At 73.5% G+C, this 14,400-nt stretch carries 14 protein-coding genes; 4 read left to right on the top strand and 10 right to left on the bottom strand.

The features are described from left to right. Nucleotides 1-46 precede the first annotated feature (46 nt). From pheT to infC, 7 genes are all read right to left on the bottom strand, one after another. Nucleotides 47-2,575: a phenylalanine--tRNA ligase subunit beta gene (gene pheT, locus ACFQ7Q_RS21575; RefSeq protein ID WP_383557621.1), complete on the bottom strand. Its 2,529-nt coding sequence runs from the start codon at nucleotides 2,573-2,575 to the stop codon at nucleotides 47-49. Next, nucleotides 2,575-3,702, bottom strand: coding sequence for a phenylalanine--tRNA ligase subunit alpha (gene pheS, locus ACFQ7Q_RS21570; RefSeq protein ID WP_383557619.1), 1,128 nt, complete (start codon nucleotides 3,700-3,702; stop codon nucleotides 2,575-2,577). Before pheS ends, pheT begins: the two co-directional genes overlap by 1 nt. A gap of 138 nt (nucleotides 3,703-3,840) precedes the next feature. Next, entirely contained in the window at nucleotides 3,841-4,989 is a 1,149-nt protein-coding gene (locus tag ACFQ7Q_RS21565) for an ATP-binding protein (protein WP_383557616.1), read from the bottom strand. Between the two features lie 82 nt (nucleotides 4,990-5,071). After that, complete coding sequence (locus ACFQ7Q_RS21560) at nucleotides 5,072-5,911, bottom strand: TrmH family RNA methyltransferase (protein ID WP_383557613.1); 840 nt, start codon at nucleotides 5,909-5,911, stop codon at nucleotides 5,072-5,074. A 118-nt stretch (nucleotides 5,912-6,029) separates the two neighbouring features. After that, nucleotides 6,030-6,416, bottom strand: coding sequence for a 50S ribosomal protein L20 (gene rplT, locus ACFQ7Q_RS21555; protein ID WP_017241732.1), 387 nt, complete (start codon nucleotides 6,414-6,416; stop codon nucleotides 6,030-6,032). 107 nt (nucleotides 6,417-6,523) lie between these two features. After that, complete coding sequence (gene rpmI, locus ACFQ7Q_RS21550; protein WP_019884943.1) at nucleotides 6,524-6,718, bottom strand: 50S ribosomal protein L35; 195 nt, start codon at nucleotides 6,716-6,718, stop codon at nucleotides 6,524-6,526. 124 nt (nucleotides 6,719-6,842) lie between these two features. Next, entirely contained in the window at nucleotides 6,843-7,568 is a 726-nt protein-coding gene (gene infC / locus ACFQ7Q_RS21545) for a translation initiation factor IF-3 (protein ID WP_383557609.1), read from the bottom strand. Between the two features lie 308 nt (nucleotides 7,569-7,876). On the opposite strand from infC, the gene ACFQ7Q_RS21540 reads away from it, so the two are divergent. Then, complete coding sequence (locus tag ACFQ7Q_RS21540) at nucleotides 7,877-8,239, top strand: DUF1844 domain-containing protein (RefSeq protein WP_383557606.1); 363 nt, start codon at nucleotides 7,877-7,879, stop codon at nucleotides 8,237-8,239. 246 nt (nucleotides 8,240-8,485) lie between these two features. Here the strand turns inward: ACFQ7Q_RS21540 and ACFQ7Q_RS21535 are convergent, their stop codons facing one another. After that, a complete protein-coding gene (locus ACFQ7Q_RS21535) occupies nucleotides 8,486-9,220 on the bottom strand; it encodes an SseB family protein (RefSeq protein WP_383557603.1) in 735 nt (244 codons plus the stop codon). A gap of 95 nt (nucleotides 9,221-9,315) precedes the next feature. On the opposite strand from ACFQ7Q_RS21535, the gene ACFQ7Q_RS21530 reads away from it, so the two are divergent. After that, nucleotides 9,316-10,170 (top strand): serine hydrolase, encoded by an 855-nt coding sequence (locus ACFQ7Q_RS21530; RefSeq protein ID WP_383557600.1) that lies wholly within the window; start codon nucleotides 9,316-9,318, stop codon nucleotides 10,168-10,170. Here the strand turns inward: ACFQ7Q_RS21530 and mycP are convergent. Together mycP and ACFQ7Q_RS21520 are read right to left on the bottom strand one after the other, a co-directional pair. Then, on the bottom strand, nucleotides 10,145-11,326 hold the full coding sequence (gene mycP, locus ACFQ7Q_RS21525) for a type VII secretion-associated serine protease mycosin (RefSeq protein WP_383557597.1): 1,182 nt from the start codon (nucleotides 11,324-11,326) through the stop codon (nucleotides 10,145-10,147). The genes ACFQ7Q_RS21530 and mycP overlap by 26 nt on opposite strands. Further along, nucleotides 11,323-12,399 (bottom strand): hypothetical protein, encoded by a 1,077-nt coding sequence (locus ACFQ7Q_RS21520; RefSeq protein ID WP_383557594.1) that lies wholly within the window; start codon nucleotides 12,397-12,399, stop codon nucleotides 11,323-11,325. Before ACFQ7Q_RS21520 ends, mycP begins: the two co-directional genes overlap by 4 nt. Nucleotides 12,400-12,502: 103 nt before the next feature. Between ACFQ7Q_RS21520 and ACFQ7Q_RS21515 the strand changes: the two genes are divergently transcribed. Both ACFQ7Q_RS21515 and ACFQ7Q_RS21510 read left to right on the top strand, forming a co-directional pair. After that, nucleotides 12,503-12,790, top strand: a complete 288-nt coding sequence (locus tag ACFQ7Q_RS21515; protein WP_383557591.1) for a hypothetical protein — start codon at nucleotides 12,503-12,505, stop codon at nucleotides 12,788-12,790. Between the two features lie 404 nt (nucleotides 12,791-13,194). Then, nucleotides 13,195-14,397 (top strand): amino acid deaminase/aldolase, encoded by a 1,203-nt coding sequence (locus ACFQ7Q_RS21510; RefSeq protein ID WP_383557589.1) that lies wholly within the window; start codon nucleotides 13,195-13,197, stop codon nucleotides 14,395-14,397. Nucleotides 14,398-14,400 lie beyond the last annotated feature (3 nt).

Genomic DNA, 14,400 nt, shown 5'->3' with positions numbered 1-14,400 from the left:
GCCGGCCCGGTGTTCACCGGGCCGGCCCCTTCCGGGGTCAGCGCGTTCAGGCGCCGCGCAGTACCGCGCCCGTGCGGTCGGCCGCGAGGGACACGGCCGCGTCACGCGCGGCGCTGGCCTCGTCGACAGTGAGGGTGCGGTCCGTGGCACGGAACTTCAGCGCGTAGGCCAGGGACTTCTTGCCCTCGCCGAGCTGGTCGCTCGTGTACACGTCGAACAGCCGGATGGACTCGAGGAGTTCACCCGCGCCGTCGCGCAGCGCGGCCTCGACCGTGGTGGTCGGGACCGTCGCGTCGACGACCAGGGCGACGTCCTGCGTGGCCACCGGGAAGGAGGAGATGCTCGGGGCCTTCAGCGGTCCCTCGTTCGCCTTCTCCACCAGGTCCAGGTCCAGCTCCATCGCGCAGGTGCGGTCCGGCAGACCGAGCGCCTTCACGACGCGCGGGTGCAGCTCGCCGCCGTGGCCGACGAGGACCTGCTCGCCGTCCACGACCACGTGGAAGGCGGCGCAGCGGCCGGGGTGCCACGGGGCGTGCTGGTCGGCGCTGACGATCAGCTCGACACCGGCCTCGGCCGCGACGGTGCGCGCCGCCTGGACGGCGTCGGCCCAGTCGGACGGGCGGCCCTTGCCCCACCAGCCGGCCTGCTCGCGGGCGCCGGCGAGGACGACGGCGACGCGACGCGGCTGCGCGGGCAGCGCGGCGTTGACGGTGGCGATCTCCTCGTCGGTCGGACGACGGTCGACGGGCAGTCGCACCGCGACACCCGGCTGGTCGCCCGGCCGGAAGACCAGACCGGTCTCGAAGAGCGCCAGGTCGTGGCTGCCGCGTCCGTCGTTGCGGCGCAGCGCGCCGAGCAGGCCCGGCAGCAGCGTCGTACGGAGCGCGGGCTCCTCGTCGGAGAGCGGGTTGACGAGCGTGACCACGCGGCGTCGGGCATCGTCCGCGTCCAGGCCGAGCTGGTCGAAGACCTGCGCGCCGATGAACGGGTAGTTCAGCGCCTCCACGTAGCCGGCGCCGGCCAGCGCGCGGCCGACCCGGCGGTGGGTGCGCTGGCGCTCGGTGAGGCCACGCCCGGCGGGCGGCTTGGGCAGCGTGGAGGGCAGGTTCTCGTAGCCCTCCAGCCGGATGACCTCTTCGGCCAGGTCGTTCGGCACGAACAGGTCGGGACGCCACGACGGGACGGTGACGACGAGCTCGTCCTGCCCGTAGACGTCGCAGCCGATCTCCTGGAGGCGGCGGACGACGGTCTCGCGGCCGTAGTCGACGCCCGCGACCTTGTCCGGGTGGTTCGCCGGCATGGTGACCGTGTGCGGCGCGGACGGGGCGACGATCTCGGTGACACCGGCCTCGGCCGTGCCGCCCGCGAGCAGCACGAGCAGGTCGACGCAGCGCTGCGCGGCGGCGGCCGCGGCCTGCGGGTCGACCCCGCGCTCGAAGCGCCTGGACGCCTCGGAGGCCAGCTTGTGGCGGCGGGCCGTGCGGGCGATCGAGATCGCGTCGAAGTGCGCGGCCTCGATGACGACCTCGGTGGTCCCCGTGACGATGCCCGTCTCGGGGTCGGTCACCGGGTCGGCGATCTCCGTGTGGGCGCCGCCCATCACGCCGGCCAGACCGATGGGGCCGCTGTTGTCGGTGATCAGCAGGTCCCCGGAGTCGAGGACGCGCTTGACACCGTCGAGCGTGGTGATCGTCTCTCCGGCGGCGGCACGGCGGACGCCGATGGGGCCGTCGAGCCGGGTGCGGTCGTAGGCGTGCAGCGGCTGACCGAGCTCCAGCATCACGTAGTTGGTGATGTCGACGGCGAGCGAGACGGTGCGCATGCCGGCCTTCTGGAGCCTGCGCTGCATCCAGATGGGGGTGCGTGCCTCGGGGGTGACCCCGACGACCGTACGGGCGGTGAAACGGTCGCAGCCGATCGGGTCGGCGACCTGGATCGGGTAGCCGTACGAGTTCGGCGCGGGCACGTCGAGGAGCGCCGGGTCGCGCAGCGGCAGGCCGTACGCGATGGCGGTCTCACGGGCGATGCCGCGCATCGAGAGGCAGTAGCCGCGGTCGGGCGTGACGGCGATGTCGAGGACCTCGTCGTACAGCTCCAGGAGCTTCGTGGCGTCGATGCCGATCTCGAGCTCCGGCGGCAGCACGATGATGCCGTGCGAGCCGTCGTCGCCCATGCCCAGCTCGTCGCCGGAGCAGATCATGCCGCGCGAGACCCGGCCGTACGTCTTGCGCTCGGCGATCCGGAAGTCACCGGGGAGCACGGCGCCGGGCAGCGCCACGACGACCTTGTCGCCCTCGGCGAAGTTCCGGGCGCCGCAGATGATCTCCTGGGGCTCGCCGGTGCCGTTGGCCTGGCCGACGTCGACGGTGCAGAAGCGGATGGGCTTCTTGAACTCCGTCAGCTCCTCGATGGTGAGGACCTTGCCGACGACCAGCGGGCCGGTCAGGCCGGCGCCGAGCTGCTCGACGGTCTCGACCTCGAGTCCTGCCGGAATGAGCTTGGCCTGGACGTCGCGTCCGGTCTCCGTCGCCGGCAGGTCGACGTACTCCCGCAGCCAAGAAAGCGGGACCCGCATCAGATCTCCATCCCGAACGGCCGGGTGAACCGGACGTCACCCTCGACCATGTCTCGCATGTCTTCGACGTTGTGGCGGAACATCAGCATCCGCTCGATGCCGAACCCGAAGGCGAATCCGCTGTACTTCTCCGGGTCGACACCGCAGGCGACGAGCACCTTGGGGTTGACCATGCCGCAGCCGCCCAGCTCGATCCAGCCCTCGCTGCCGCAGGTGCGGCAGGGGCGGTCGGGGTTCCCGACGGACTCGCCACGGCAGACGTAGCAGAGCATGTCCATCTCGGCGGACGGCTCGGTGAACGGGAAGAAGTTCGGGCGGAGCCGGGTCTTCATGTCGGACCCGAAGAGCGCCTGGACCATGTGGTCCAGGGTGCCCTTGAGGTCGGCCATGGTCAGGCCCTCGTCGACGGCGAGCAGCTCGATCTGGTGGAAGACCGGGGTGTGCGTGGCGTCGAGCTCGTCGGTGCGGTAGACGCGACCGGGGCACACGACGTAGACCGGGGGCTCCCGGTCGATGAGCGTACGGGCCTGCACCGGGGAGGTGTGCGTACGGAGCACGACACCGGACTCGTCACCGGTGGTGCCCTCCGGGCCCTGGACGAAGAAGGTGTCCTGCATCTGGCGCGCCGGGTGGTCCGGGACGAAGTTGAGGGCGTCGAAGTTGAACCACTCCGCCTCGACCTCGGGACCCTCGGCGACCTCGTACCCCATGGAGACGAAGACGTCGGCGACCCGCTCCATGAGCGTGGTCAGCGGGTGGCGGGCGCCGGCCGGGACCCGGTCGTACGGCAGGGTGACGTCCACCGCCTCCTCGACCAGGACGCGGGCGTCGCGCTCGGCCTCGAGCTCGACCTGGCGGGCGGCGAGGGCCTTGGAGACCACGCCGCGGGCCTGGCCCACGAGCTTGCCGGCGGCGGCCTTGGCCTGCGGCGGCAGCGCGCCGATCTCCCGGTTGGCCAGCGCGAGCGGCGAGGTGCCACCGGTGTGCGCGACCTTCGCGTGCGCGAGCGCGTCGAGGTCACCCGCGGCGGCGAAGGCGGCGAGCGCCTCGTCCCGCATGCGCTCGATCTCTTCCGGTTTCAAGGCCTCGACCTCGACCGGGTCGTACGACTTATTGGGTGCGGACATCTCTTCCCGTGCTTCCGTTTGGCTGGCTTGGGCGCGGCCCCGCTCGACGACAAGGGCGCAAACGTGCCAAAGGTCGAGTCTAACGGGGTGCGAGGACGCGAATGAGCCCGTGGGCGGCCGGGGCGGCTGGTGATCTCGTCAGGCGAGATAGGCCGGGGCGCCGACGGGCAGGATAAATCGGAACTCGGCGCCGCCTCGGGGACCGCGGCCGACGGTGATGGTGCCGCCGTGGGCCTCGACGATGCCCTTGACGATGTAGAGGCCGAGTCCGGTGCCACCGCGCTTGCTTCCCCGCCAGAAACGGGTGAAGACACGGCCCATCGACTCCTCGGGGATGCCGGGGCCTTCGTCGCTCACGGTGACCGCCGTTCCCTTCTCTCCGTCGGTGGTGGCGCAGGTGGGTGCCACCTCGATGGTGACGGTTCCCTCGCCGTGGCGCACCGCATTTTCCAGCAGGTTGCCGAGGACCTGGTCGACCTTGTCCGGGTCGGCCCACAGATCGGGCAGCTGCGGCCGGACCCGTACGAAGAAGCGGTCGGGGGACTGGCCGCCGGTGGTGTGCGCCTGGATGTGGCGGCCGACGGCGGCGGCGATGTCGACGGGCTGGCGGCGCACCTCGAGGCGGCCGGAGTCGATCCGGGAGATGTCGAGGAGTTCGGCGATGAGCCGGGTGACGCGGTTGGCGTCGGCGTCGACGGTCTCCAGCATCAGCCGCTTCTGGTCGTCGGTGAACCGCTCCCACTTGGCGAGCAGGGTCGCCGTGAAGCCCTTGACGGAGGTCAGGGGGGAGCGCAGCTCGTGGGCGACGGTGGCGATGAGCTCGGCGTGGCTGCGTTCGGTACGGCGCCGGGCCTCGGTGCCGCGCAGCGAGACGACGACACGGCGGACGGGTCCGGTGGGCTGATCGCGGACGTAGCGGGCGGAGACCAGGACCTCGCGGCCGCCGGGCAGCAGCAGATTGCGCTCGGGCTGGCCGCGGCGGGTGGCGAGCCCGCCGTACGGGTCGGTGAGGGTCCACCAGCGGCGGCCCTTGAGGTCCTCCAGGGGCAGCGCCTGCTCCAGCGCGAGGCCGATGGCATCACGGCCTGGGACGGAGGTGATGCGGCTGGCGGCGGCGTTGAAGACGACGACCCGGCCTGTGGCGTCCGCGACGACGAGGCCGTCGGGCAGCTCGTCCGGGTCGATGCCGTGGCCGTCCGGTGCCGTTCCGGAAGATCCGTCCGGGTCATCCGGGGCAGGCGGCTCGGCACTCCGTGCTTGTGCGGGACTGTCCGTGCCGACCGTCATCCCCGTTCCCCACCCCTCCGTGTAGCGCAGTGGGCCCCCGAGCCCGTCACCCTACTAGGTGGAGGTGGCGGAGTGGACCCCCTCAGGCGGAGGTTCGGGGGCGCTGGGCACGCGCGGAGGCGTACAGGCACACGGCGGCGGCCGTCGCGAGGTTGAGGCTCTCGGCCTTGCCGTGGATCGGCACGCGTACCACCGCGTCGGCCAGCGCGCGGGTCTCCTCCGGGAGCCCCCATGCCTCGTTGCCGAAGACCCAGGCGGTGGGCCCGCCCATGGTGCCGGCGTCCAGCTCGTCGTCGAGGTCGTCCTCGCCGGCCCCGTCGGCGGCCAGGATCCGTACGCCCGCGCTCTTCAGACCGGCGACGGCCTGCTCGACCGGGACGCCGACGACGACCGGGAGATGGAAGAGGGAACCGACGGAGGCGCGGACGGACTTGGGGTTGTACAGGTCGACGGAGGCGTCGGTGAGGACGACCGCGTCGGCGCCGGCCGCGTCGGCGCAGCGCAGCACGGTGCCGGCGTTCCCCGGGTCGCGTACGTGGGCCAGGACGGCGACCAGCTTGGGCTTGGCGGCGAGGATCTCCTCGAAGGGCGAGTCCAGGAAGCGGCAGACGCCGACGAGGCCCTGCGGGGTGACGGTCTGGGAGACCTCGGCGAGGACGGTGTCGGGGGCGAAGTGGACTCGGGCCCCGGCCGCGCGGGCGGCGTCGACGATCGTGGCGTACCGCTCGGCGGCCTCGACGGTGGTGAAGATCTCGACGAGGGTGGGCTCACCCGTGCCGCTGCGGTGCTGGACGGCCTCGCGGACGGCCTGCGGGCCCTCGGCGATGAAGAGGCGGTCCTTGCCCCGGAAGTTGCGCTTGGCAAGCCGCCTGGCGGCGACGACGCGCGGGGAACGCGGGGAGATCAGCTCGGGGGTACCCATGGGGTCGGTGGCTCTTTTCGGGGGTCCGGGCGGGAAGCGGCTGGTGTGCTCCGAACACGACCGGACCCGCAGGCCCGAAGGCCTGCGGGTCCGGTGCAGAAGATCTGCGGCCTGGAGATCAGGCAGCGGCCTTCGGGGCGTTGACGTCGGCCGGAAGGGCCTTCTGCGCGACCTCGACCAGCGCGGCGAACGCGTTGATGTCGTTGACGGCCAGCTCGGCGAGGATCTTGCGGTCCACCTCGATGTTGGCGGCCTTCAGACCCTGGATGAGGCGGTTGTACGTCATGCCGTTCTGGCGGGCAGCGGCGTTGATGCGCTGGATCCACAGCTGACGGAAGTCGCCCTTGCGCTTCTTGCGGTCGTTGTAGTTGTAGACCAGGGAGTGGGTGACCTGCTCCTTGGCCTTGCGGTACAGGCGCGAACGCTGACCGCGGTAGCCGGAGGCCGCCTCGAGGATCGCCCGGCGCTTCTTGTGGGCGTTGACTGCCCGCTTGACGCGTGCCACTTCTTAACTCCTTGTAGCGGGGCCGTGGTGGTACTCACACGACCCGGAAAACGGATGGGTCCCGGACTTGGCCGGATGCCCTCGTCGCCGAGGGCGGGAGATCAAGCTCAGATGCCCAGCATCTTCTTGATCTTGGCCGCGTCGCCCGGGGCCATCTCGGCGTTGCCGGTGAGGCGACGCGTCAGCTTGGACGACTTGTGCTCGAGCAGGTGGCGCTTGCCGGCGCGCTCGCGCAGCACCTTGCCGGAGCCGGTGATCTTGAAGCGCTTCTTGGCACCGGAGTGCGTCTTGTTCTTCGGCATCGCGCCGTTATCTCCTCGTCAGTGGCGCTCCCCCCGGTGCGGACACCGGACACACGGGAGCGTCAGATCTTCGTTTGGTGGTTCCGGGCGGGGCCCGGGGCTGCCTGGGTGGCAGCCCCTCGGGTCACGCCTCGGGGTTCTCGGCCTCGGCGGAAGCCTCGGCCGAAGCCTCCTCGGCCGGAGCCTCGGCGGTCTCGTCGGACGAGACGCCCTGACGCTCCGCCTTGCGCGCGGCCTGGGCCTCACGCGCCTCGGCCATGGCCTCGGTCTTCTTCTTGTGCGGGCCAAGAACCATGATCATGTTCCGGCCGTCCTGCTTCGGGTTGGACTCGATGAAGCCAAGCTCCTCGACGTCCGAAGCCAGCCGCTGCAGCAGCCGGAAGCCAAGCTCGGGGCGGGACTGCTCACGACCACGGAACATGATCGTGATCTTGACCTTGTCACCCTGCTTGAGGAACCGGACGACGTGACCCTTCTTGGTGTCGTAGTCGTGCGGGTCGATCTTCGGCCGGAGCTTCATCTCCTTGATGACCGTGTGCGCCTGGTTCTTGCGCGCCTCACGGGCCTTCATGGCCGACTCGTACTTGAACTTCCCGTAGTCCATGAGCTTGCACACGGGCGGACGGGCGTTCGCCGCGACCTCGACCAGGTCGAGGTCGTACTCCTGTGCGAGCTCCAGGGCCTTGGCAAGCGGAACAATCCCGACCTGCTCGCCGCTGGGACCGACAAGTCGCACCTCGGGAACGCGAATCCGGTCGTTGATGCGGGGCTCGGCGCTGATGGATCCTCCTCGGTAGCACCACGCGACCGCCTGGCGGACGGACGCGTATGTCTGTTTCAGTGAGACCAACCGCGCCGGGATATGAAAAATGCCCCGGACGGGACACAGGCGGGGCTCCACGGAAATACCGGAGCACCGCCGCGGTGAACCGCGGGGCGCACATCGGGCGGCTCCATCGTCCGTACGGAACGATGGGCGCCACCTGACCGGTGACCCGCCGCCCGCGAGGGCGGCCAGGTGGGAGATCGGAGCCTCCACTTGTGGGCCGGGCACACAGGTGTCCGGCCGGTCGTTACACAAGGTTAGCACCGACTGCCCGGGTTCGCTAACCGAGGCCGACGGGAGGGAGGAAGGGCCGCCCGGCTTATCGTGTGGGCATGAGCGAGACGCCCCACTCCCCCGAGTCCCCCGACTTCGACGACATGACCCGTGACATCGCGGAGGTCCCCGCGGTCGAGGTCATCGTGACCGTCGCGGTGAACCTGATGAGCGCCGCCGCGGTGAAGCTGGGCCTCACCGAGGACGGCGAGGAGCACAAGGACCTCGACGAGGCGCGGAAGCTGGTCCACGCGCTGGCGGGCCTCCTCGACGCCGGCGCGACGGAGATCAGCTCCTTCCACGCGGCGCCGCTGCGGGACGGCCTGAAGTCCCTGCAGCTGGCCTTCCGCGAGGCCTCCCTCATCCCGGACGAGCCGGGCCAGGGCCCGGGCGAGAAGTACACGGGACCGGTGTACGGCTAGCAGCCTCGCCGGGGGTACGGGGGTCGCCCCCCGGACGAACGCAGCCACGGGACCGGTGTACGGCTAGCAGCCTCGCCGGGGGTACGGGGGTCGCCCCCCGGACGAACGCAGCCACGCGAGCGGTGTACGGCTAGCAGCCTCGCCGGGGGTACGGGGGTCGCCCCCCGGACGAACGCAGCCACGCGAGCGGTGTACTGCTAGGACCCTCGCCGGAGGTAGGGGGGTCGCCCGTCGCCCCGGGCCCGATCAGTTCTTTACGTAGAAGGGCTCGCCCGGAGGCGTGGCCGAGGCCGGCAGGAGTGCCAGGTCGAGGCCGCGTACCAGGCGGGCCCTCAGCGTTTCGTCGGCGGCCAGGGCGCGGGCCACCCGCTGCGCGGCCTCCGCGGGGGCGGCGTCGGCGGCCAGGACCAGCGCGAGGGTGCCGTCGGCGCTGCCGGGGCCGAGATGGGCGCGCAGGACCGCGGGCTCGGCGGCGACCGCGTTCCGCACCGCGTCCCGTACCGCCGCGTCGTCCAGCGGGTCCGCGCTGGTGCGGCCCTCCGCGAGGGCCAGCAGGACCGGGCCGCTCAGCTGGTACGGGACGGGTCCCGCCAGGTCGAGGACGACGGTGTCGGCCTTCTCGTGCGCGGCGGCCTGCAGCGCCTGGTGCAGGGGGACGGCGACGGGCCGGGCCTCCGGGTCCCACAGCGCGAGCGAGGCGATCGAGGTGAACGCGGGCAGCGCCCGCCGGTCGCCCGCGGTCAGCGTGGGCACGGCCATGTCGCTGGTCTTCTCGCGGCGCAGCCCCGTCTCGGGGTCCTCCTCGACCTCGCCGAGGACGGCGACGATGGGGACGAGCAGCCGCGCGTCCCGCAGGGCCTCCAGCACGGGGCCGTGGGCGGTTCTGTTCTCCGCCCAGGCCGCGAGGGCCGCGGCGAGCCGCGGGTCGGCGGTACCGTCGTCGTCGGAGAAACCGGGGTCAGGGATGTTCTTGAGCGCCACGTACCGAGCCTAACCGCCGCTCCCGGGCCGCTTTCCCAGCGGGTCGACGGCTCGCGCACAGCCCACGCCCAGGCGGCGTTCCTAGCGTCCCGCCCATGCCTCGTCCCCGCCTCGCCCTGCCGGCGGTCGTGCTCGCGGCGGCCGCCCTGTGCGCGCCCGCCGTACGTCCGGCCGATCCTGCTCCGACCGCCTCTCGGCCCAGCATGGAGGAGACCGCCACCGTGACCGTGGAAGTGGATCTCGACGCCGTCCTCGCGGAGGCGGTGGGACCTGTCGTCGCCGCGAGCGACGGGTCCGTGTCGGTGGCGGTGCTCGATCTCGGGACCGGGCGCTCGGCCTCGTACGGCGGTGCGGGCCGGACGTACGACACCGCCAGCATCGTGAAGCTCGACATCCTCGCGGCCCTGCTGCTTCGCGCGCAGGACGAGGGCCGGGAGCCGACCGCGGCGGAGCGGACGGCCGCCGCCGCGATGATGCGGCACAGCGACAACGCGTCGGCGACCACGCTCTGGCAGACCGTCGGCGGAGCCGAGGGGCTCGACGCGGCGAACGCGCGGCTCGGGCTCTCGGAGACGACCGGGGCGGCGGCGTGGGGGCTGACGCAGACCACGCCCGTAGACCAACTGACTCTGCTGGCAGCGGTGTTCGGGACGGACTCGCCGCTGGACGCGGACTCCCGCGCGTATGCCGCGGAGCTGATGGAGGGTGTGGTCGCCGGGCAGGACTGGGGCGTGTCCGCGGCGGGTGACCTGTCGGCGCTGAAGAACGGGTGGCTGCCGAGGGACACGACCGGCCTGTGGGACATCAACAGCGTGGGCCGGGTGACGGCCGGCGGGCGTGTCTTCCTGGTGGCGGTGGTGTCCGACGGACATGCCACGAAGGAAGCCGGCATCGGGCTCGTGGAAGACGCGGCCCGGGCGGCGGTCAGCGCGGTGGGCGCGGTCCTGTAGGGCGGCTGCCGCGCCACAGGACGACCGCCGCGGCGAGCAGCAGCGCTCCGAGGCCGCCGGCGGTGGGGGCGAGCAGCCCGATCGGCTTGCCGTCGTCGGGGGCGGTCTGCGGGCCGGGACCGAAGTAGCGGCCGGCGTAGCCGGAGGTGGCGCTCTTGGGGTCGCCGCCCTTGAGCTCGAGTCCGGCCTCGATCGCGGCGGCCGGGTCGACGGTGCCGTACCCCTTGGCGTCGCTGCGGCCGTCCTTGGGCCGGTTGCGCGCGGTGTCGATGAGGAGCTGCTTGACCTGGGCGGGGGTCAGATCCGGGTGGGCGGCGCGGACCAGCGCGACGGCGCCGGAGACGAAGGCGGCGGCGGCGCTGGTGCCCCAGCCCTCGTAGTAGCGACGGTCCGGGTCGGCGATGACGATGTCCACGCCGGGGGCGCTGACGGTGGCGTACCAGCGGCTGGTGGAGAAGGAGGCGCGGGTGCCCCAGCGGTCGACGGCGGTGACGGCGACGACGCCGGGGTAGGCGGCGGGGTACGAGATGTGGCTGCCCTTCTCGCCGCCGTTGCCGGCCGAGGCGACGACGGAGACGCCCTTGGAGAGGGCGTACTGGACGGCCGCGTCCTCGCCGGCGTCGGCGTGGGCGGACTTGGAGTCGTCGCCGAGGGAGAGGTTGATGACGTCGGCGCCGTGGTCGGTGGCCCAGCGGATGCCTTCGGCGAGGGCGGTGCCCCGGGTCTTGCGGGCCTTGTCGCGGGCCTTGTCGGTGCCTTCGAGGATGACCCGGACGGGCAGGATCTTCACCTTGGGGGCGATCCCGAGGACGCCGTCCTGACGGCCGGCGCCGTGGCCGTGCCCGGCGATGATGCCGGCCATGGCGGTGCCGTGCCGGGCCCAGGCGCGCTCGCCGCGTTCGGCGCCGAAGCCGACGAGGTCCTTGCCGTCGAGGACCGAACCGACGAGGTCGGGGTGCTCGGCGTCGACGCCGGTGTCCAGCACGGCGACGGTGATGCCCTCGCCCTTGGTGGTGCGCCATGCCTGGGTGGTGTGCATGGCTTCGAGGCCCCACTGGCGGGCGCGGATGGTGTCGGCGTACGCGGGGGTGGTGGTGGCGGGGAGGACGGCGAACGCGGTGGCGAGGACCGCCGCGAGGGTACGGGGGCGGTTCACCGGTCGCCGTCCTTCTTCGCCGTGGCGGTGAGGGCCGCGCGCAGTCCGCGTTCGACGCGGTCTGCGACGCCCTTGGCCTCGTGGCCGAGGCCGGCCTGGGCGGGGGCGCTGGTCTGTCCGGTGGCCATGGCGCGTTCGGCGGGCTCGGGGGTGGCGACGGGGCGGCCGTCGGCGAAGCCGGAGACGGCGGTGACGACGACGGGGAGGTCGGCGAGTGGGCGGGTGAACCAGCTGGCACGCTGCGCGGCGCCGAAGCGGGCGGCGACGGTGCCGGGGCCGGCGAGCGCCGGGGGGACGTCGGCGGCGATCCCGGCGGCTCCCTCCCCGGCGAGGGAGCGGGTGGCCTCGGGCTCGGCCTGGGTGAAGACGAGGCCGACGGTGACGACGCTGCTGGCGGTGGCGTCGGTGTAGGTGGCCCGCAGGACGCGGTCGCAGCCGACGGCCTGCACGGCGGTGAGGAGGCTCTTCTGCAGGACGGCGGCCGAGCAGGGGGCGTCGGCCGCGACGACGACCCGCGTCCAGGTGCGATCGGCGGCGCCGGGTCCGGCGCCGGGGCCGGCGAGGGTACGGGGGAAGAGGGTGTCGACGGGGACGTCGTGCCACAGGCCCTTGGCCTGCTCGTACCCGGCGGGGTCGGCGGCTGCTCCGGCGTCGGTGGCGGCGAGCACGGCCCCGGCGAGGGCTCCGCCGATGAGTCCGACCCCGAGGACGAGACAGGCCCCGGCGGCGACGACCCGCCCGGTGCGGCGCTCCCTGATGGGCCGCAGTCGGGTGGTCGTCTCGACGGGGCTCTCGGGCGGCACGGTGAAGGGGCGGTAGGCGGCGTGGTGGTGGCGCGGGGGCGGGGGCGCGGCGGTCGGTGCGGGGCGCGCGGGCGCGGGCCTGAAGGGCGCGGGGCGCACGGGCTCGGTGGTGCGGATGGGCCTCAGCCGGGTGGTCGTCTCGACGGCGGGCAGGTCGGAGGCGGGGACCGGGCCCACGGGGCGCGGGGAGGGGACGGCGACCGGCGGTCGATGACCGCCACCGGCGGCGGGCGCGGTACGCGGCGCGGCCGTGGGCTGCTGCGGGGGCACACCGGAGCCGGAACCGGCGGTGGTGGGCCGACCCGCAGGGGCTATGGACGGGGCCGCCGCCGGCCGCGGCGGGACGGGGGCGGTGTGTCCGGAGTCAGGAGCGGTGTCCGGCCTGGCCTGGGCCACGGGCGGGGCCGACGACGGTCGCGGTGGGGCGGAGGGGGCGTGGCTGGTGCCCGTCGGGGCGGCCGGCATGGACGCCGTACGCCGAGGCGAGCCCGAGGCATCCACCGGCGCGGCGGCCGGGGCCACGGGGGCCACCGGCGGGGTCGACGCCGGTCGCGGAGGGGCGGTGCGGGCGGCGCGCCCGGCATCCGTCGGACTGGCCGGGGCAACGGGGGCCACCGGCGCAGCCGACGCCGCTCGCGGAGAGGCGGTGCGGGCGGCGTAGCCGGCGCCCGTCGGGGCAGCCGGGGCCACCGGCGGGGTCGACGAGTGGCCGGTGCCCGGCGGCGTGGCCGGGGGCACGGGCGGGGCCGACGGAGCCGTGCCGGCCGGAGCGGGCGGCGGCTGTGGCGGGCTCGGCGGGGCTGTTTGCGGGTGAGCGGTGCTCGCGGCGGGCCGGCTCGGGGTGCCGGGGGCGCCGGCGTCGGCGCTCGGTCCCGTCGGCGCGGGCGGGAGCAGGGCGTCGGTGATGCGGGACGTGGGGTGGTGCGCGTCGGTGCTCATCGCCGCCCCCCTGGTCGTCCCGTTGTCGTGCCTGCCCCGGCAATGCCCGCCACTCTACGGGCTGTTCCCCGCAGCACGGGAACCCAGGGGCTACCCACCCGTAAACCCGTCTGGCAAGCTCGGGCCATGACTCCCCGCGCCGCCGACCGGGCCCGGTACGACCGGGCCACCGCCCATCTCGACGCGCCCGTCGCCATCGTCGATCTGGAGGCGTTCGACGCCAACGCCGACGACCTCGTGCGGCGCGCCGGCGGCAAGCCGATCCGGGTGGCGAGCAAGTCCGTGCGGTGTCGGGCGCTCCTGGAGCGGGTGCTGGCGCGCGAGGGGTTCGCGGGGATCATGTCGTTCACGCTCGACGAGTCGCTGTGGCTGGCCCGCGCCGGGTTCGAGGACGTCCTGCTCGCCTATCCCTCCGCCGACCGGACCTCGTTCGGCGAACTCGCGAACGACCCCAAGCTCGCCGCGGCCGTGACCGTGATGGTCGACGACCCGGCCCAGCTGGAGCTGATCGACGCGGCACGCGCGGGCGGCGGCGAGGAGGTCCGGGTCTGTCTGGAGCTGGACACCTCGCTCCGGCTGCTCGGCGGCCGGGTGCGGGTAGGCGCCCTGCGCTCCCCGCTGCGCGAGCCCGCCCAGCTCGCCGAACTGGCCCGTTCCATCGCCCGTCGGCCCGGCTTCCGGCTCGTCGGGATCATGGCGTACGAGGGGCATGTCGCGGGTGTGGGGGACTCGGTCGCCGGACGGCCGCTGCGCTCCCGGGCGATCCGTCTCATGCAGTCGGCCGCCCGCAAGGAGCTGGAGTCCCGGCGCGCGGCCGTGGTCCGTGCGGTGCGGGCGGTGGCCCCGGACCTGGAGTTCGTCAACGGCGGCGGTACGGGCAGCGTGCAGCACACTGCGGCCGAGGACGCGGTGACCGAGATCGCCGCCGGTTCGGGTCTCTACGTGCCGCGTCTCTTCGACAACTACACCTCTTTCACCGGCCGGCCGGCGGCTCTCTTCGCGCAGCCGGTCGTGCGCCGTCCCGGCGTCGGCGTGGTGACGGTGCTCGGCGGCGGCTACCCCGCTTCCGGTGCGGCGGGGGCGGACCGGCTGCCGGTCCCGTACCTCCCGGAGGGGCTGCGGTACGACCCCCAGGAGGGCCCCGGCGAGGTGCAGACGCCGCTGCTCGGCTCCCCCGCCGACGATCTCCTCATCGGGGACAAGGTGTGGTTCCGGCACGCGAAGGCCGGGGAGCTGTGCGAGCGGTTCGACAGCCTGCAGCTGATCGAGGGCGACCGGATCACGGCGACCGTCCCCACGTACCGGGGCGAGGGCCGCACCTTCCTCTGACCG

This window comes from Streptomyces sp. NPDC056527 (assembly GCF_042794475.1).
Taxonomy (GTDB): domain Bacteria; phylum Actinomycetota; class Actinomycetes; order Streptomycetales; family Streptomycetaceae; genus Streptomyces.
The sequence above is the reverse complement of the archived record's forward strand: the minus strand, read 5'-3'. Positions and strand labels throughout refer to the sequence as shown.

Excerpts from the sequence above, each read along its gene's own strand:
- rpmI (WP_019884943.1), bottom strand. The coding sequence starts at position 6,718 with ATGCCGAAGAACAAGACGCACTCCGGTGCCAAGAAGCGCTTCAAGATC.
- ACFQ7Q_RS21560 (WP_383557613.1), bottom strand. The coding sequence starts at position 5,911 with ATGGGTACCCCCGAGCTGATCTCCCCGCGTTCCCCGCGCGTCGTCGCC.
- ACFQ7Q_RS21510 (WP_383557589.1), top strand. The coding sequence starts at position 13,195 with ATGACTCCCCGCGCCGCCGACCGGGCCCGGTACGACCGGGCCACCGCC.
- pheT (WP_383557621.1), bottom strand. The coding sequence starts at position 2,575 with ATGCGGGTCCCGCTTTCTTGGCTGCGGGAGTACGTCGACCTGCCGGCG.
- ACFQ7Q_RS21530 (WP_383557600.1), top strand. The coding sequence starts at position 9,316 with ATGCCTCGTCCCCGCCTCGCCCTGCCGGCGGTCGTGCTCGCGGCGGCC.
- ACFQ7Q_RS21540 (WP_383557606.1), top strand. The coding sequence starts at position 7,877 with ATGAGCGAGACGCCCCACTCCCCCGAGTCCCCCGACTTCGACGACATG.
- ACFQ7Q_RS21565 (WP_383557616.1), bottom strand. The coding sequence starts at position 4,989 with ATGACGGTCGGCACGGACAGTCCCGCACAAGCACGGAGTGCCGAGCCG.
- pheS (WP_383557619.1), bottom strand. The coding sequence starts at position 3,702 with ATGTCCGCACCCAATAAGTCGTACGACCCGGTCGAGGTCGAGGCCTTG.